The sequence below is a fragment of the Corynebacterium bovis DSM 20582 = CIP 54.80 genome, assembly GCF_030408615.1.
Classification (GTDB): domain Bacteria; phylum Actinomycetota; class Actinomycetes; order Mycobacteriales; family Mycobacteriaceae; genus Corynebacterium; species Corynebacterium bovis.
The window spans coordinates 1,267,185-1,284,733 of the sequence record NZ_CP047187.1; the positions used below are offsets into that span (position 1 = coordinate 1,267,185).

Consider the following 17,549-nt stretch of genomic DNA (forward strand, 5'->3'; position numbering starts at 1 on the left):
GGGGGGGCTGCGGTGCCGGGGGTGGGGGCATGCGGCGCTGCTCCGCGGGGGCGGGTCAGTCGGCCGCCGGCTCCATCCGCAGCGCGATGCTGTTGATGCAGTAGCGCTGGTCGGTCGGGGTGTTGTACCCCTCGCCCTCGAAGACGTGGCCGAGGTGGCTGCCGCACCGGGCGCAGAGCACCTCGGTGCGTCGCATGCCGAGGGAGTCGTCGGCCCGGGTGATGACGGCGTCGCTGTCGGCGGGGTCGAAGAACGCCGGCCAGCCGCAGTGGGACTCGAACTTCTCCGTCGAGCGGAACAGTTCGGCGCCGCACGCCCGGCACAGGTAGACGCCCGGTGCGGTGGTGTCCGTGTACTCGCCGCGGAACGGCGCCTCCGTCCCCGCGCGGCGGAGGACGTGGAACTCCTCGGGGGAGAGACGCTCACGCCACTGGTCGTCGGTGAGGGCGGAGAAGTCCTCGATGGCTCCCACGCGGTGCGTGGGCTCCGGTGTCCCGGACGAGCGGGGCTCGGGCGTCTCTGACGGCTGTGTCATGGTCGGTGACCCTCCAGGGGGTTCGGTGCGGTCGGTGCGGGTGCAGGGGTGGCGGGGGAGTCGGCCGTGGGCCGGTGGGGACCGGCCGGCCGACCCCGCTCACGGACGGTCCAGACTACTACCGTGGCGGCGACCGCGATGACGATCAGGCCCCAGCCGACGGTGCCGCGGGTGTACTCCGCGATGCGGCCCCACCAGACCCACCTGTCGGAACTCCACACGTCGGGGGAGAGGCACAGGTACAGACCGAACCAGGCCACCGGGTTGTGCATGACGGAGCGGCGGAGGACCACGGTGAAGACCATCGGGAAGATCAACATCGAGTAGTACATTTGGCCGAGCGAGCTCGCGAGAAAGACACCGGTGAGAATAACGCCGGACGAGGTGGTCACCCACAGCAGTTCATCGGACTTTCTCCACTGCAGGAGTAGGACGACAGACAGGCCGACGAGAACGATCGTGAGTACGCGCAGAATAAGGGTGAGTGCGGGCGGCAGACCGTAGTAGACCCCCACCCCGGACAGGGAGGAGTTGGCGTAGTCCCGCACCACCCCGAGGTACGGCATGACGGTGTGCACGTAGTCGCCGGGGCGGACCGTCAGCGGCCACGCGGCGGCGGTGAACACGACCGGGACGGCGATCCCCGAGACGACGGTCGCCCACCGGCCGCGTAGGAGCGGGAGGACGAGCAGCGGGGCGAAGATCGGCTTCACCGTGATCGCGAGGCCGAGGGCCACCCCGGACAGGACGGTGCGTCCCCGGAGGAGCCACAGCATGAACAGGACCTCGAGCAGGAGCAGGACCCCGTTGATGTTGGAGAACAGCAGGGTGTTCGTCACGGACTCGGTCATGAAGGCGAGTGCGACGGCCACCGGCCACGTCCCGCCGCGCAGGGGGCGTCCGCACATCCGGGTGAGGAGGGCGAGGGCGACGACGACGGCCACCGCGTTGGCGACGATGAACACCAGCCGGCCGAGGTCGTGGCCGGGCAGCCACGCCAGCGGGCTGAGGAGCAGCGTGCCGCCGGGGGAGTAGAGGTAGTGCGGGTCGACGAAGCTGTAGTTCTCGTCGTAGACCGGAACGCCGTCCCGGAACCGGGTGAGTGCGGAGAACACCGTCGTGAAGTCGTCCGTCGGGTGGGCGTTCTGTGGCACGAGAAAGACGCGGTGGAGGAACGTCATGATCGCGACGGGCCACGCCACGCACGCGAGAACCGTGGATGTTCTCTGACTCGGCGCGGGAGTGGCTGAATGGTACGTCGTGCTAGTCACGAGTGGGAGTGTAGCCGGGGACTGTCCGGGGATCGGGTTGCGCCACCCTGGCGGAGGTGGGCCGGGGGAGCCCCGGACGTGCGGCAGGCCGGCACCGTGGGGTGCCGGCCTGGACTGTGGAGCGGATGACGGGACTCGAACCCGCGACCCTCACCTTGGCAAGGTGATGCGCTACCAACTGCGCTACATCCGCAAACCGGCCGGACCCGAGGGGCCCGGCCGGACTGTGCGCGATACTGGGATCGAACCAGTGACCTCTTCCGTGTCAGGGAAGCGCTCTCCCGCTGAGCTAAACGCGCGGGCGTTCCCCCGGAGGGGAACGTGGAGCGGATGACGGGACTCGAACCCGCGACCCTCACCTTGGCAAGGTGATGCGCTACCAACTGCGCTACATCCGCGTACCGGACGGTCATCGACCGCCGGTTCGTGCGCGATACTGGGATCGAACCAGTGACCTCTTCCGTGTCAGGGAAGCGCTCTCCCGCTGAGCTAAACGCGCGTGATACGAGGTGGAAACGGGAATCGAACCCGTGTACACGGTTTTGCAGACCGTTGCCTAAGCCACTCAGCCATTCCACCGTGGCGTTACCGCCTCGTGAGTCTCCGCCCGCCGCGCCGCGTGGGATGCGGCGGGCGAACGTGAACCCTGAGCGGATGACGGGACTCGAACCCGCGACCCTCACCTTGGCAAGGTGATGCGCTACCAACTGCGCTACATCCGCGTGCGCCACCAATTGGCGGTGCGCCACAGAACTCTAGCCTGACCCCTACGCCGGTGACAAATCCCCAGCGTGTGATCCTTCCGGGGTGGTCGCGGCCCATCCTCACGAGGCCCCCCGGGCCCGTTGTGGCTCGACCGTACGGCGGGTCCGGTGGCCGCCCCGAGGCTGCCCGGGGCGGCCACCGGCGCGCGGCCGTCTGCCCGACGCCCGGTACCCCGCCGCCGGTGCCGACGAGCACCTCCGAGGGGTGGAGGACCGCTGAAAAACGGCCGACGACGTGGACAGTTATGGCGTTGCGCAGGGGTGGTGCTAGATTACGTCCTGGCTCACGGTCCTATGGCTCAGTGGAAGAGCGTTCCGTTCACACCGGAAAGGTCGCTGGTTCGATCCCAGCTAGGACCACAACACAACGCACGCGGTCCCCCAGTGGGGCCGCGTGCGTTTGTCGTTTCCGGGACAACGCAGGACCGGGGACAACGCAGGACCGGGGACAACGCAGGGTAGGGGACAACGCAGGGTAGGGGACAACAAAGTACCGGGGAGAACGAGGGTCGGGGAGCGAGGAAAGGCCGGGGAGCGACGAAGCACCTGCGACAACGACGGACCGGTGGCACGGAGAGAGTACCCGCGGGGGTCGTGTGCGTGACCGCCGGACCGCCCTGAATCAGGGGCACCATCGTTCCTTCTCTGTCAGTGAGTCCCCCGCCAGTGGTTCACGGGTGGAGACGCCCGCCCGGTGGACGAGCGCGCTCGACCCCCGGGTGGGGCCGATGCGGCAGTCGAGAACGTCTCGACCACCGGTGGGGGCGATGGGGCAGTCGAGAACGTGACGCCTGTTCCGGGCGTCTGGTGCATGCGTCTGTTCCACGTCTCAACTGTCTGACGGCCGTGGCTCCGGCCCTGAAACACCGGGCCCGGTCCCGTGGGGGCGGACACGGAGGGCGCCGTATCGGCGTCGGTGCGCGGTGAGGAAGGGCTCGCCGAGATCCCGGGGACCGGCGCGTCGGGGCCGGGGTCCCGGAATCTTTTCCGACGGCCACGTCTGCACCGCCGCCGCGAGGGTCCGTCAGACGTGGCCGCTGCCGACCCGTCCCACGCCGGTGTCGCCCCAGCGCACGGCACGCGCGGAGGCGGTCGTCCGCCGAGGGGGACGTCGTCCCCGGGTGTGTGACAACAGTCACACGAAAAGACGAGTGCCGGCAATTTCACAAAGCACTCGCTTGAAATGGCCCGGCACGACCGGCAGGGTGGCTCGACATGCCCCGGGGCCGTCGCTGACGGTTCCGAGAGGTGGGCCCGGTGACGGGCCCGGCACCGCGCCGAGGTCCGGACCCGGACCCGCGGTGGGAACAACGCCAGTTGCACGCGACTCCAAGGAGAGACTCACTTATGTCACGACTCATCGCACGATCCACCGCTGCACTCGCCCTCGGGGCGGCAGCGGTCACGGGCGGAGTCATGCTCTCGGCCCCCGCCGCCACGGCCGCCGCGCCGGAGGCGTGGGACCAGGTCGCCGCCTGTGAGGCCGGTGGAGACTGGGCGGCGAACACCGGCAACGGCTTCCAGGGTGGGCTGCAGTTCACCCCCGAGACGTGGGCCGCCAACGGTGGCACGGAGTTCGCCCCGACCGCCGACCAGGCCTCCCGTGAGCAGCAGATCCAGGTCGCCGAGAGCGTCCTCGCCTCCCAGGGCGCCGGTGCCTGGCCGAACTGCGGCGGTCCCGTCGCCGGCTGAGGCCGCTGACGATCCGCACCGCCGGGCCGTCCACCCCGTCACCGAACCGGTGACACGGGTGGGCGGCCCGTCGTGCGTTCCGGGGGAGGACGGCCCGGTCGTGCGCTCCGGGGGGGCGGGCGTGCATTCCGGGGAGGGGCTGTCGGCCGTCCCGCGCCCGGTCCCTGCGGCGCCGCGCCGACCACCCCCGGCCCGGGGCCGGCCGGCACGGAGGAAAATACGCATCCACCTGGTCGGAAACCCCGGCGGGCAGGGCCGCGGCGGGGGAGGGGACGCGCCGACGACGGGTGCCCCGGGAACTATCCGGTGCCCGGCGGCGACAGCTCAGACATGACGCCGCCCGGCCGACGCGGTCCAGCCGCCCGCCGGTCGCCGTCCACCCGATGCCGTCCCGCCGACGCCGTCCACCGGGTCCCCGCACCCCCGGACCGGGCGGGTCGCGCGACACCCCGGGCCGGGGGCAGCCTACGGTCAGGGGGACACGGCGACCGGGACGGCACCCGGACCCCGGTCCGGTCCGTCGTCACCGACGCCGGACGGCAGCCCCGATCTGATCCAGGAGGGTCACGAGACATGACACGTACACGCACCACAGCACCCCGCCGGCGCATCGCCGCCGTCGCCGCGGCCGGCGCACTCTGCCTCGGCGCGGGACCGGCCGTCGTGGGGGGCGGGGTCCTCGGCGGGCTCGTCCCCGTCGCCGCGGCGCACGACGTCGTCGTGTCCTCCAGCCCCGCCAACGGCGAGACCGTGACCACCCCGCCCCGGACGATCAGCCTGGAGTTCTCCGGGCAGCCGAAGGGCGACTTCGACTCCGTCGCGGTCTCCCGGAAGGACGAGAAGAAGGTCCTCTTCACCGCCGAGCCGTCCATCAACGGCCGCACCCTCACCGTCGACGTCCCCGAGGGCACGGACTTCACCCCCGGCGGGTACACCGTCGGCTACCAGATCACCTCGTCCGACGGCCACGCGACCCGCGGGAGCATCGGGTTCACGGTCGCCGGCGACGGCGGGGCCACCACGGCCGCCGGGTCGGCGGGATCCACCGGGGAGCAGGGCGGTTCCGGCTCCGCCGACGCGGAGGGGTCGACGGACGGGAACACCGGCGACCAGGCGCGGTCGACCGGGCTCCCGGGCTGGCTCATCCCCGTCGGCTCGATCATCGTCATCCTCGGTGCCCTCGCCGTCGCGATCAGCCAGTACCGCCGCATCGGGCGGTCACGGGACGCGGACGGCGCCGACACCGCGGGCCCGACGGACACCACCGGCCCCGACGGCGGGACCGGGCCGGTCGACGACCCGTCCGGCCGCTGACCGCGGCGTCCGCGTTTCCGGCGCACGTGGCCACGGCCTAAAATCGTCCCCGGGACCCGTCCCCGCCCGCCCGTCCGGCGGAGGGGCGGCCCCGGCGGCATGAGAGACCAGCGGGATCCCCCGCGATCCCGTCACCCAGACACAGAAACGGTAGTGAGAAGAATGTCCCCGAAGATCACCCCCACGCGTACCCGTCGCAGCATCGTCGTGGCCGCGGTCGCCTCGACCCTCGTGCTCGGCGCGTGCTCGAACAGCCAGACGGACTCCGACCAGCGCGTCGACACCGCCACGACCGGCGGCACGACGCCCGCGGCCGCTGTCTCGCCGAGCTCCTCCGCCGGGGCCGCGGCGTCGACCACCGCCCAGGCCGCCGGTGAGGAGGCGGTGACCCTCGAGGAGGGGTACGTCGGGGCGAAGAGCCCTGACACCGAGATGACCGCGGTCTTCGGCGAGCTCCGCAACGGCTCCGACGAGGACGTCACGATCACGCAGGTCGCCGGCAGCATCCCGGGCCGGTTCGAGATCCACGAGGTCGTCGACGGTGCGATGCGTCCGCGCTCGGGCGGCCTCACCGTCCCGGCCCACGGGACGGTCACCCTCCGGCCCGGCGGCGACCACATCATGGTCATGGACAACCGGGACGACATCGCCGCCGGCGACGCCGTCTCCCTCACGCTCACCGACTCCCGGGGCGGCACGCACGAGCTGCGCGACATCCCCGTCCGCGTCCAGCAGTCCGGCCACGAGGACTACGCCGAGGGCGGCTCCACGCCGGGCTCCATGTCCCCGATGCCGTCCATGGCCGCGACGTCCGCGCCCGTCGCCCCCTGATCGTCCCGGGGAGAGGTCACGTCGTGTCAGAACCCGCCGTGCCGGCCGGTCCGTCGGTGACGAGGAGGGGTTTTCTCGCCGGGGTGGGGGTCGCCTCGGCGGGGGTCTCGGTCGCGGCCGTCGCGTCGGCCTGCTCCGTCACCGACGGCACCGGACGCGACCGGTCGCAGGCGGGGAACGACGGTGCCGACGCCGTGCCCGCGCAGTCCGTCCCCTTCGACGGCGAACACCAGGCGGGGATCGGCACCCCGGCGCAACGCCACAACGTCACCGTCGCCTTCGACCTCCGACGCGGGGCCGGGCGGCGGGAGGTCCAGCGCCTGCTGCGGATCTGGACCGGCGACGCCCGGCGGATGTGCGGGGGCCGGCCGGCGCTCGCCGACCTCGAGCCGGAACTGTCCGCGGAGCCGGCGAACCTCACCGTGACCTGCGGGTTCGGTGAAGGTCTGTTCCGTGCGGCCGGCCGGGAGGACGTCCGGCCGGCGTGGCTGGCCCCGCTGCCGGCGTTCCGCGGCGACCGGCTCGACCCCCGGTGGGGCGGCGGGGACATCGTCCTCCAGGTGTGCGGCGACGACCGCACCACGCTCAGTCACGCGCTCCGCGTGCTCGTCCGCGGGGGCGCGGACTACGCCCGTCCCCGCTGGACGCAACGCGGGTTCCTCGACATGACGCGACGCGACGGCGACGGCGACCGGGGCGGGGACGCCGGGGCGGCGTCGGGACTCTCGCCCGACCAGGCGGGACGCGCGGGGACACCGCGGAACCTCTTCGGCTTCAAGGACGGGACGGTCAACCCCCGTACCGCCGCGGAGCTCGACGACCAGGTCTGGATCCCCGGACCGGGGCCGACCGCCGGCGGGACCGCGATGATCGTCCGGCGCATCGCCTTCGACATGCCCGCCTGGGAGGAGGTCGACCGGGACAGCCGGGAGGTCGCCTTCGGGCGGACCGTGACGACGGGTGCGCCGCTGACCGGCGGGGAAGAGTTCACCCCGGCGGACTTCGACCGGCTCGGCGACGACGGTCTGCCCGTCATCGACCGGCACAGCCACATGGCGTTGGCGACGCACGAGGGGCGCGACCCCCGGCAGCGGATGCTCCGGCGGGCCTACAACTACGACGAGCCCGTCTCGGCCGGTGACCCGACGCTCAGCGACAGCGGGCTCATCTTCACCTGCTTCCAGCGTGACCCGCGGGAGTCCTTCATCCCGGTCCAACGCCGGCTCGCCGAGGGCGACCGGCTGAACCAGTGGATCACCCACGTCGGGTCCGCGGTGTTCCTGTGCCCGCCCGGGACGACCGGCGGCGACACCGACTACTGGGGCCGCGGTCTCATCGAGGGGTGACGGACCGCGTCCCGCCGGGTGGACGCGGGCCTGTCCGGGCGGCCGGGTAAACTCATCCCCGTTCGTGGCCGTCACCGGGTATGTGACCGCCAGACACCGAGACGCAAGGAGCATCCTGACCGTGAGTGAACCAGCAACCGGCGTGGCCGGTTCCGCCGACGTCCGTTTCGCCGTCCCCGCCGGTGAGACGGCCGGCGCGGCGATGCGTGAGCTCGATCTGCCGACGAAGGGCCCGGAGGCGGTGGTCTGCGTCCGCGAGGACGACGGCACCCTCCGGGACCTGTCCTTCACCCCGGACCAGGACACGACGGTCACCGCCGTGCGCGCCGCGTCGCCGGAGGGCCGCGGTGTCATCCGCCACTCCTGCGCGCACGTCCTCGCCCAGGCCGTCCAGCGGGAGTTCCCGGGCACGAAGCTCGGCATCGGGCCGGCCATCGAGAACGGCTTCTACTACGACTTCGACGTCGCCGAGCCGTTCACCCCGGAGGACCTCCGGCGGCTCGAGAAGACGATGAAGAAGATCATCAAGTCCGGTCAGCGGTTCGAGCGGGTCACCTACGGGTCCGTCGAGGAGGCCCGCGCCGAGTACCTCGACGAGCCGTACAAGCTGGAGCTCGTCGACGACAAGTCCCGCGGCGACCTTCCCGAGGACGACGCGGCCGCGGAGGTCGGGGCGGGGGAGCTCACGGCCTACCGCAACGTCAACCCGCGCACCGGGGAGGTCGAGTGGTACGATCTCTGCCGTGGACCGCACGTGCCCACCACGCGGTACATCCCGGCTTTCGCGCTCACCCGGTCCTCGGCGGCCTACTGGCGCGGCGACCAGTCCAAGGCCGGCCTCCAGCGGATCTACGGCACCGCCTGGGAGTCGAAGGAGGCGCTCGACGAGTACCAGACGATGCTCGAGGAGGCGGAGAAGCGCGACCACCGCCGCCTGGGCAACGAACTGGACCTCTTCAGCTTCCCGGACGAGATCGGCTCCGGGTTCCCCGTGTTCCACCCGGACGGGGCGATCGTCCGCAACGAGATGGAGCAGCACTCGCTCCGCCGCCACCTGGCCGACGGCTACTCGCTCGTCAACACCCCGCACGTGACCAAGGGCGACCTCTTCCGGAAGTCCCAGCACCTCAACTGGTACTCCGAGGGCATGTTCCCGCCCATGCTGCTCGACGCGGAGCACGACGCCGACGGCAACGAGACGAAGCCCGGGCAGGACTACTACGTCAAGCCCATGAACTGCCCGATGCACAACCTCATCTTCGCCTCGCGGGGACGGTCGTACCGGGAACTGCCGCTGCGGCTGTTCGAGTTCGGCACGGTGTACCGGTACGAGAAGTCCGGTGTCGTCCACGGCCTTACCCGGGCGCGTGGCTTCACCCAGGACGACGCCCACATCTACTGCACCGAGGAGCAGATGGAGGAGGAGATCCGCACGGTTCTCCAGTTCATCATCTCCCTGCTCAAGGACTACGGGCTCAACGACTTCTACCTCGAGCTGTCCACCAAGGACCCGAACAAGTACGTCGGTGAGGACGACGTCTGGGAGCGGGCGACGGAGACCCTGCGCAAGGTCGGCGAGGACTCCGGCTTCGAGCTCGTCCCGGACCCCGCCGGCGCCGCCTTCTACGGTCCGAAGATCTCCGTCCAGGCCCGCGACGCCATCGGCCGGACCTGGCAGATGTCGACCGTGCAGCTGGACTTCAACCTGCCGGAACTGTTCGACCTCACGTACACGGCGGCCGACGGCTCCCGTCGCCGTCCGGTCATGATCCACCGGGCCCTGTTCGGGTCGATCGAGCGGTTCTTCGGCGTGCTGCTCGAGCACTACGCCGGGGCCTTCCCGGTGTGGCTCGCCCCGCACCAGGTCGTCGGCATCCCGGTTGCCGACGAGTTCGTGCCGCAGCTCGAGACCGTGGCCGCCGCCCTGCGGGCCGAGGGTGTCCGCGCGGAGGTGGACACGTCCGACGAGCGGATGCAGAAGAAGATCCGTACGCACACCACCGGCCGGGTGCCGTTCATGCTCCTCGCCGGGGCCCGCGACGTCGAGGCCGACGCCGTGAGCTTCCGCTTCCTCGACGGCACCCAGGTCAACGGGGTGCCGCGGGAGACCGCGGTCCGGATCATCACGGACTGGGTGCGCGCCCGCCGTAACGACCAGCCGAGTGAGGCCACCGTTGCAGAACTCCTCTGACCCCACGGACCCCGGCGACGGGGCCGACCACGACCCGCGGACGAACGGCCGGGTGGTCCGCGACCACGGCGTCGGGGACGACGACCGCCTCGTCAGGCTGTGGGCACCCTACCGGTCCGCCTACGTCACGACGACCGGCCGCTCCGACGACCCCTTCGTCGACCTCCCGGAGAAGTCCGACGAGGAGGCGCTCATCGTCGCGCGCGGTGAGGAGGTGTACTGCGTCCTCAACCTGTACCCGTACAACCCCGGCCACATGATGATCGTCCCGTACCGTCAGGTCGCCTCGTACGAGGACCTCACGGACGCGGAGACGGTCGAACTCACCGCGTTCACGAAGAAGGCGGTGCGCGTGCTGCGGCGCGTGTCCCGGCCGGACGCGCTGAACATCGGCATGAACCTGGGCCGCCCGTCGGGCGGTTCCGTGCCGAACCACCTCCACCAGCACGTCGTGCCCCGGTGGACCGGAGATGCTAGTTTCATGACAGTCATCAGCGGGACCACGGTGCTTCCCCAGGTCCTCGGGGAGACACGGCGCCTGCTGGCGGAGGCGTGGGAGGAACTGGACTAAATGCTGAGTGTGCGGGGGCGCGGCCCCATGGCGGTGGTCATTGAGCCGGTCGCGCGCCGTCTGGTGACCTGGGGTGTGACGCCCAACGCCGTGACCGTGTGCAGCACGGTGCTCGCCGTGGCCTTCGCGGTGACCCTCGTCCCGACGGGGCACCACTTCCTCGCCGGGCTGCTCATCGGCCTCACCGTCCTCACCGACATGGTCGACGGGACGATGGCCCGGATGCGCGGCGGCGGGACGAAGTTCGGCGCGACGCTCGACGCCACGTGCGACCGGATCGCCGACGGGGCGCTGTTCGGCGCCGTCGCGTGGTGGCTCGCCCGGGTCCACGACACGTCCTCACCCTGGCTGCTCATCGCGGCGCTCGTCATCATCGTCGCGAGCCAGGTGACCTCCTACGTCAAGGCCCGCGCCGAGGCGTCGGGGATCAAGGTCGACGGCGGCCTCATCGAACGGCCCGAGCGGCTGATCATCGGGCTCGTCACGCTCGGCCTCGGGGCCGGGGGGCTCGGCATCCCCTACCTGCTCGGGGCCGGCCTCACCCTCCTCGCCGTCGGGTCGGTGTACACCGTCCTCGAACGGCTCGTCATCGTCGCCCGCGCCGAGGGGGGTCAGGAACGGATCGCCGCCCCGACCGGGGCTCGCGAGTTCCCCGCGGAGGCACCGGGCCGTCCCGGGGACGACGACGGTCACGCCACCGCCCGTGACGACGACGGCCGCCGCGGGCCGACGGCGGGGGAGGGCCGGTCATGACGTCCGTCCTGTCCCGCGACGACCTCGTCGCCCTGGCCTACCGGACGGGGTGGGCCGTCACCGCCCGCGTCCCCGACGGGCTGGCCTCCGCAGCCTTCGCCGCCGGGGCGGACCGGGCCTCGCACGGCGGGACCGGCCCGGCCCAGCTCCGGGCGAACCTCGCCCGGGTCGTCGGCCCCGCCGCCGTCACCCGCGAGCTCGTCCGCGACAGCATGCGCTCCTACATGCGCTACTGGAAGGAGGCGTTCCAGCTTCCCCGGATCCAGGGCCCGGAGCTGCTGCGCCGCCTCGACCGGGGTTTCGACCCCGCGGAGCTCGAGGTCCTGCGGGAGTCCCGTGAGGACGGCCGGGGCACGGTGCTCGTCCTCCCGCACTCGGGCAACTGGGACATGGCCGGCCTGTGGCTGGCGAACAACTACGGCACGTTCACGACGGTCGCCGAGCGGCTGCGGCCGGAGAGCCTGTTCGACGCCTTCGTCGCCTACCGCGAGTCCCTCGGCTTCCGGATCATCGCCCTCACCGGCTCCGAGCAGCCGCCGTTCGAGGCGATGGTCGAGGTCCTGGAGAACGACGGCATCGTGTGCCTGCTCGGGGACCGGGACCTCAGCGGTCACGGCGTGCCGGTGTCCTTCTTCGGCGAGCGCACGAGCATCCCGGCCGGTCCGGCCCTCCTCGCGCAGCGCACCGGGGCGAACCTCCACGTCGTCCACAGCTACTTCGACGGCCCCGGCTGGGGGTTCCGCGTCAACCGGCCGACGGACACCGCCCGGCCGCTCGCCGAGGTCGTCCAGGACACCGCCGACCAGATGGCGGCGAACATCGCCCTGAACCCCGCGGACTGGCACATGCTCCAGCCGTTGTGGTTCGACGACCTCAGTGACCGCCGCCGGCTCCGCGCCGAGGGCGGCACCCCCGACGCGACGTCGGGGAGCACGGGGGACGGGGTGTCCGACCGGTGAAGATCGGCATGGTCTGCCCGTACTCCTTCGACGAGCCCGGCGGGGTCCAGGCGCACGCGATCCAGCTCTGCACCGAGCTGCAGCGCCGCGGCCACGAGGTCAGCCTCATCGGCCCCGGCACGGCGGCCGCGGAGGTCCCGGACTTCGCCGACCTCGGGGGCGGCTCGATCCCCATCCCCTACAACGGGTCCGTCGCCCGCCTGTCCTTCGGGCCCCCGACGTGGCGGCACCTCCGGCGCTGGATCTCCGGCCACGACTTCGACGTCGTGCACCTCCACGAGCCGAACTCACCGAGCTACTCCATGATCACGCTCGCCGTCGCCGACGGACCGCTCGTCGCGACGTACCACGCCTCCGCGTCGGAGTCGCTCATCCTGCGGATCTTCCTGCCGGTGCTGCGCCCGTTCCTCGAGAAGATCCACGCCGGCATCGCCGTCTCGGAGGAGGCGCGGCGGTGGCAGGTCGAGATGCTCGCCGGGGACCCGGTGCTCATCCCGAACGGGGTCGACACGCGGATCTACCGGGAGGCGTCCCCGCTGCCCGGGCTCGACCCCGACCGGCCGCGGGTCATGTTCCTCGGCCGCTTCGAGGAACCGCGCAAGGGGTTCCACGTCCTGCTCGCGGCCCTGCCGGCGATCGTCCGGGCCGTGCCGGACGTGGAGGTCCTCGTCGCCGGCAGCGGTGACGTCGAGGTCCTCCACCGACGTCTCCGGGAGGCCGGCGTGAGCTGGGTCGACGGCCTCGACCGGCCCGACCGGCCGGGGGACCGCGCGACCGTGCGGGTGCTGGGACGCGTGTCGGACGCGGACAAGGCCCGGGCCCTCGCCGCCTCGGACGTGTACGTCGCGCCGAACACGGGAGGGGAGAGCTTCGGCATCGTGCTCGTGGAGGCGATGGCCGCGGGGGCGGCCGTCGTCGCCAGTGACCTGCCGGCCTTCCTCGCCGTCACCGACCACGGGGACGCGGGGCACCTCTTCGGCAACGGGTCCGGGCGGGAGCTCGCCCGCCGCGTCATCGACCTGCTCGAGGACGACGCCGGGCGGGCCGCACTGGTCGAGCGCAGCGTCGCGCGCGCCGCGACGTACGACTGGGACTCCGTCACGACCGCCGTCGAACGGGTCTACGAGACCGTCGTGCAGCCGGGCAGGAAGGTGAGGCGGGCGTGACCGGCCTCATCCCCGCGTGGGTCCTCGTCGTCGGGCTCGTCGTGCTCGTCCTCGCGCTCCTCGGCATGTGGCTGTCCGGGCTCGCGACCCGGCTCAACCGGCTGCACATCCGGACCGACTCCGCCCGGTTGAGCCTCGAGGGTGCGCTCATGTCCCGCTCGGGTGTCATCGCGGTCCTCCAGCCGGAACTGGCGGCGAGCCTCGGCCGGGCGTCGAGCGTCGCCCTGCGGCCGACGGACATGGACGCGCGGTCGGACGCGGAGAACGCGGTGCTGCGCCACCTCGACCCGGCGGTGCTCACGCACCCCGCGTTCGTCGAGGCGTCGACGAAGGTGGACCTCGCCGCCCGGTTCTACAACGACGCCGTCGCCGACACCCGGCTCGTGCGCCAACGGGCCGTCGTCCGGGGCTTCCGGCTGTCCGGGTCCGCGCCGCTGCCCGAGTACTACGAGGGACTCGCCGCCGGCGGCCAGGACTGACGCGCGGCGCGGCGGGGCCGTTCCGGGGCCGTGACGTGGTGGCCGGTGGAACCGTTGACGCCCCGCGCGGTTAGAATCGACGCGACGGTGGGGCCGGACCGGTGACCGGGTGCCCGACCGGCCCACCACAACAGTCATGACGAGGAAACGAGGCTACAGATGAGTGCAGCAAGCGACAGCTCCCGCGGGACCGCGCGGGTCAAGCGCGGCCTGGCGGACATGCTGAAGGGCGGCGTCATCATGGACGTCGTCACCCCCGAGCAGGCGAAGATCGCCGAGGACGCCGGGGCCACGGCGGTCATGGCCCTCGAGCGCGTCCCGGCGGACATCCGTGCCGAGGGCGGGGTCTCGCGGATGTCCGACCCGGACATGATCGAGGGCATCATCGACGCCGTGTCGATCCCGGTCATGGCGAAGGCCCGCATCGGACACTTCGTCGAGGCCCAGGTCCTCGAGAGCCTCGGCGTGGACTTCATCGACGAGTCCGAGGTCCTCACCCCGGCCGACTACGCCAACCACATCGAAAAGTTCTCCTTCACCGTGCCGTTCGTGTGCGGGGCGACGAACCTCGGCGAGGCCCTCCGCCGAATCAACGAGGGCGCGGCGATGATCCGCTCCAAGGGCGAGGCCGGGACCGGCGACGTGTCGAACGCCGTCACCCACATGCGGACGATCCGCGCGGAGATCAACCGCCTGTCGTCCATGGCCCCCGACGAGCTGTACGTCGCCGCGAAGGAGCTCCAGGCCCCGTACGAGCTCGTCCGCGAGGTCGCGGAGAAGGGCTCCCTGCCCGTCGTGCTGTTCACCGCCGGCGGCATCGCCACCCCCGCCGACGCGGCGATGATGATGCAGCTCGGCGCCGAGGGCGTGTTCGTCGGCTCCGGCATCTTCAAGTCCGGCGACCCGGCGAGCCGGGCCCGGGCGATCGTCCGCGCGACGCAGAACTTCGACGACCCCGCGACGATCGCCGAGGTGTCCCGCGGTCTCGGTGAGGCGATGGTCGGCATCAACGTCGACGACATCCCGCAGCCGCACCGCCTCGCCGAGCGCGGGTGGTGACGACCGCCACCCCGTCCGTCGTGTCCGCCCCCGGTGCGGGCACGCCCCCACCGCCCGACCTCACCCGCGCACACGACAGAGGAGCCCGACAGTGAACGACGTCCGGTCCCGGATCAACGACGTCCTCGACCTCGAGAGGATCGACGACGACATCTACCGCGGCAGGGTCATCCCCTCGACCTTGACGCGGACCTTCGGTGGCCAGGTCGCCTCCCAGAGTCTCGTCGCGGCGACGCAGACCGTCGCCGAGGGGTTCCGGGTCCACTCCCTCCACGGCTACTTCGTCGCCCCGGGCAACTCGGACGAGCCGACGACGTACCTCGTCGACCGGGTGCGGGACGGACGGTCGTTCGTCATGCGGTCCGTCAAGGCCATCCAGAACGGGCACGCGATCTTCATCATGCAGGCGAGCTTCCACCACGGCCGTGACGCCGGACCGGAGCACGCCGACCGGATGCGGGACGTCCCGGCCCCGGAGGACGTCGTCGTCGACCCCTCGGACAACCCCCCGGTGCGCCGGGCCCTCTTCCAAAAGTGGTCCGACTGGGACATCCGGGTCGTCCCCCCGGAGAACTACCGGCACGACCCGGACCGGGCCTCCCAGCAGGTCGTCTGGTTCCGCACGCGGGAGTCCCTCCCCGACGACGACACCGTCCACGTGTGCACGCTCGCCTACATGTCCGACATGACGCTGCTGAGCAGCGCGCTCGTCCCGCACCAGGGGCAGACGTTCCAGGAGGCGTCGCTCGACCACGCGATGTGGTTCCTCCGGCCGTTCCGGGCGGACGAGTGGCTGCTCTACGACCAGACCTCCCCGTCGGCGCACGCCGGCCGGGCGCTGACCCACGGCCGGATCTTCAACCGGCAGGGTGAGCTCGTCGCCGTCGTCACCCAGGAGGGCCTCACCCGGGCGCTCGAGCCGTCGAAGGGCGGGGCCATCCCGTTCCGGGACGGCGTCGCGGAGAGCGCCGACGGCCGGACGGCGACGGGGGAGACCCGGTGAGCGCCCCGGTCATCGGCGTCCTCGCCGTCCAGGGTGGCGTGCGGGAGCACGTCCGTGCCCTCGAACGCCTCGGGGCGACCGCCGTCGAGGTGCGCCGCACCGCCCACCTCGAGGGGCTCGACGGGATCGTGCTCCCGGGAGGGGAGTCGACGACGATGTCGACGCTGCTCACCGTCGGCGGCATGTTCGAGCCGCTGCGCGACGCGCTCGCCGCGGGCCTGCCCGCCTTCGGCACGTGCGCCGGGCTCATCATGCTCTCCCGGGAGGTCCTCGACACCCGGCCCGACGCGCGCAGCCTCGGGGCGCTCGACATCGCCGTCCGGCGCAACGCCTTCGGCCGCCAGGTCGCGTCCTTCGAGACCGACCTCGACGTCAGCGGGGTCGACGACCCCGTCCACGCCGTGTTCATCCGGGCCCCGTGGGTCGAGCGGGTCGGCGACGACGTCGAGGTCCTCGCCCGCGTCACCGACGGGCCCGCCGACGGGGCGGTCGTCGCGGTCCGCCAGGGCGTGGTCCTGGGCATCTCCTTCCACCCGGAACTCACCGAGGACGACCGGATGCACCGGTACTTCCTCGACATCGTCGCCGGGACCCGGTGACCCCGCCCGGGCCGCGGACGCGCCGCGCCCGTGGTGGCGTCGGACGCCCCGGGGCCGTGCACTAGAGTGGGTGCGTCGGCATCCGGTCCCAGCGGGTGCCTCCCGGGGACGCGGTCCGGGACGCGGACGGCGCAGGACAGCGTCGTCCCCCTCACCGACCGCGGACCCCCGTCCGAGCCAGACAACCCGAGTGACGGAGAGTTAGCAGATGAGTGGCCACTCCAAATGGGCAACCACGAAGCACAAGAAGGCCGCGAACGACGCCAAGCGTGGCAAGGAGTTCGCGAAGCTGATCAAGAACATCGAGGTCGCCGCCCGCACCGGCGGTGGTGACCCGGCGGCGAACCCGACGCTCGACGACATGATCAAGAAGGCCAAGAAGGCCTCCGTCCCCAACGACAACATCGAGCGTGCCCGGAAGCGTGGCTCGGGCGAGGAATCTGGCGGCGCCGACTGGGAGACGATCATGTACGAGGGCTACGGGCCCAACGGCGTGGCCGTGCTCATCGAGTGCCTCACCGACAACCGGAACCGGGCGGCGACCGACGTGCGCACCGCCATGACGAAGAACGGCGGCAGCATGGCCGACGCCGGATCCGTGTCCTACCTCTTCAGCCGCAAGGGTGTCGCCGTGCTCGACAAGGGTGACCACACCGAGGACGACATCCTCCTCGCCGTGCTCGACGCCGGTGCCGAGGAGGTCAACGACCTCGGCGAGAAGTTCGAGATCGTCTGCGACGCCTCCGACATCCCCGCCGTCCGTGGGGCGCTCCAGGACTCCGGGATCGACTACGACTCGATCGACCCGGACTTCCGGGCCTCGGTCGAGGTGCCGCTCGACGTCGACGGGGCGCGGAAGATCATGCGCCTCATCGACGCGCTCGAGGACTCCGACGACGTGCAGAACGTCTTCACCAACATGGACCTGAGCGAGGAGGTCGTCGCCGCGCTCGACTGAGCGGCGACGGGGGTACAGGCGCGCCCGGGAGGGGGGCGTGGGTGACCGGGGACCGGCG

16 protein-coding genes and 7 tRNA genes are annotated in these 17,549 nt (G+C 71.8%); 15 read left to right on the forward strand and 8 right to left on the reverse strand.

Features of this window, described 5'->3' with window-relative positions:
- Positions 1-55: 55 nt before the first annotated feature.
- The 8 genes from msrB to CBOVI_RS05055 form a co-directional block, all read right to left on the reverse strand.
- On the reverse strand, positions 56-535 hold the full coding sequence (gene msrB / locus CBOVI_RS05020; protein ID WP_083826099.1) for a peptide-methionine (R)-S-oxide reductase MsrB: 480 nt from the start codon (positions 533-535) through the stop codon (positions 56-58).
- On the reverse strand, positions 532-1,806 hold the full coding sequence (locus CBOVI_RS05025) for a glycosyltransferase family 87 protein (protein WP_244925647.1): 1,275 nt from the start codon (positions 1,804-1,806) through the stop codon (positions 532-534). Before CBOVI_RS05025 ends, msrB begins: the two co-directional genes overlap by 4 nt.
- 117 nt (positions 1,807-1,923) lie before the next feature.
- Positions 1,924-1,999 (reverse strand) — tRNA-Gly (locus CBOVI_RS05030).
- Between the two features lie 34 nt (positions 2,000-2,033).
- A tRNA-Val gene (locus tag CBOVI_RS05035) sits at positions 2,034-2,105 on the reverse strand.
- Between the two features lie 23 nt (positions 2,106-2,128).
- Positions 2,129-2,204 (reverse strand) — tRNA-Gly (locus tag CBOVI_RS05040).
- 29 nt (positions 2,205-2,233) lie between these two features.
- Positions 2,234-2,305: transfer RNA gene (locus tag CBOVI_RS05045), tRNA-Val, on the reverse strand.
- Positions 2,306-2,313: 8 nt separating this feature from the next.
- A tRNA-Cys gene (locus tag CBOVI_RS05050) sits at positions 2,314-2,385 on the reverse strand.
- A gap of 70 nt (positions 2,386-2,455) precedes the next feature.
- Positions 2,456-2,528, reverse strand: a tRNA-Gly gene (locus CBOVI_RS05055).
- Between the two features lie 330 nt (positions 2,529-2,858).
- Between CBOVI_RS05055 and CBOVI_RS05060 the strand changes: the two genes are divergently transcribed.
- The 15 genes from CBOVI_RS05060 (at position 2,859) to CBOVI_RS05130 (ending at position 17,491) form a co-directional block, all read left to right on the forward strand.
- Positions 2,859-2,930: transfer RNA gene (locus tag CBOVI_RS05060), tRNA-Val, on the forward strand.
- Between the two features lie 987 nt (positions 2,931-3,917).
- Positions 3,918-4,262, forward strand: coding sequence for a transglycosylase family protein (locus tag CBOVI_RS05065; RefSeq protein ID WP_043362757.1), 345 nt, complete (start codon positions 3,918-3,920; stop codon positions 4,260-4,262).
- A gap of 573 nt (positions 4,263-4,835) precedes the next feature.
- Positions 4,836-5,576, forward strand: a complete 741-nt coding sequence (locus CBOVI_RS05070; protein WP_010272615.1) for a copper resistance CopC family protein — start codon at positions 4,836-4,838, stop codon at positions 5,574-5,576.
- Between the two features lie 162 nt (positions 5,577-5,738).
- Entirely contained in the window at positions 5,739-6,407 is a 669-nt protein-coding gene (locus CBOVI_RS05075) for a copper chaperone PCu(A)C (RefSeq protein ID WP_010272613.1), read from the forward strand.
- 23 nt (positions 6,408-6,430) lie between these two features.
- A complete protein-coding gene (locus tag CBOVI_RS05080) occupies positions 6,431-7,753 on the forward strand; it encodes a Dyp-type peroxidase (protein ID WP_232625878.1) in 1,323 nt (440 codons plus the stop codon).
- Between the two features lie 202 nt (positions 7,754-7,955).
- Positions 7,956-9,944 carry a threonine--tRNA ligase gene (gene thrS / locus CBOVI_RS05085; protein ID WP_083826101.1) on the forward strand — a complete coding sequence of 663 codons (1,989 nt, stop codon included), beginning with the start codon at positions 7,956-7,958 and terminating at the stop codon, positions 9,942-9,944.
- A complete protein-coding gene (locus CBOVI_RS05090; RefSeq protein WP_010272607.1) occupies positions 9,928-10,515 on the forward strand; it encodes an HIT family protein in 588 nt (195 codons plus the stop codon). The genes thrS and CBOVI_RS05090 overlap by 17 nt, the downstream gene beginning before the upstream one ends.
- Positions 10,516-11,268: a phosphatidylinositol phosphate synthase gene (pgsA, locus tag CBOVI_RS05095; protein ID WP_010272605.1), complete on the forward strand. Its 753-nt coding sequence runs from the start codon at positions 10,516-10,518 to the stop codon at positions 11,266-11,268.
- Positions 11,265-12,227, forward strand: a complete 963-nt coding sequence (locus CBOVI_RS05100; RefSeq protein ID WP_010272603.1) for a phosphatidylinositol mannoside acyltransferase — start codon at positions 11,265-11,267, stop codon at positions 12,225-12,227. The genes pgsA and CBOVI_RS05100 overlap by 4 nt, the downstream gene beginning before the upstream one ends.
- Positions 12,224-13,393 carry a glycosyltransferase family 4 protein gene (locus CBOVI_RS05105; protein WP_010272600.1) on the forward strand — a complete coding sequence of 390 codons (1,170 nt, stop codon included), beginning with the start codon at positions 12,224-12,226 and terminating at the stop codon, positions 13,391-13,393. The genes CBOVI_RS05100 and CBOVI_RS05105 overlap by 4 nt, the downstream gene beginning before the upstream one ends.
- Positions 13,390-13,872: a hypothetical protein gene (locus tag CBOVI_RS05110; RefSeq protein WP_010272599.1), complete on the forward strand. Its 483-nt coding sequence runs from the start codon at positions 13,390-13,392 to the stop codon at positions 13,870-13,872. The genes CBOVI_RS05105 and CBOVI_RS05110 overlap by 4 nt, the downstream gene beginning before the upstream one ends.
- 159 nt (positions 13,873-14,031) lie before the next feature.
- Positions 14,032-14,931, forward strand: a complete 900-nt coding sequence (gene pdxS / locus CBOVI_RS05115; protein WP_010272597.1) for a pyridoxal 5'-phosphate synthase lyase subunit PdxS — start codon at positions 14,032-14,034, stop codon at positions 14,929-14,931.
- A 91-nt stretch (positions 14,932-15,022) separates the two neighbouring features.
- On the forward strand, positions 15,023-15,934 hold the full coding sequence (locus CBOVI_RS05120; protein WP_010272596.1) for an acyl-CoA thioesterase: 912 nt from the start codon (positions 15,023-15,025) through the stop codon (positions 15,932-15,934).
- Complete coding sequence (pdxT, locus tag CBOVI_RS05125) at positions 15,931-16,533, forward strand: pyridoxal 5'-phosphate synthase glutaminase subunit PdxT (RefSeq protein WP_010272594.1); 603 nt, start codon at positions 15,931-15,933, stop codon at positions 16,531-16,533. Before CBOVI_RS05120 ends, pdxT begins: the two co-directional genes overlap by 4 nt.
- 208 nt (positions 16,534-16,741) lie before the next feature.
- The gene (locus tag CBOVI_RS05130; protein ID WP_010272592.1) at positions 16,742-17,491 is read left to right on the forward strand and encodes a YebC/PmpR family DNA-binding transcriptional regulator; all 750 of its coding nucleotides are present in this window, start codon (positions 16,742-16,744) and stop codon (positions 17,489-17,491) included.
- The last annotated feature ends 58 nt before the right edge of the window (positions 17,492-17,549 follow it).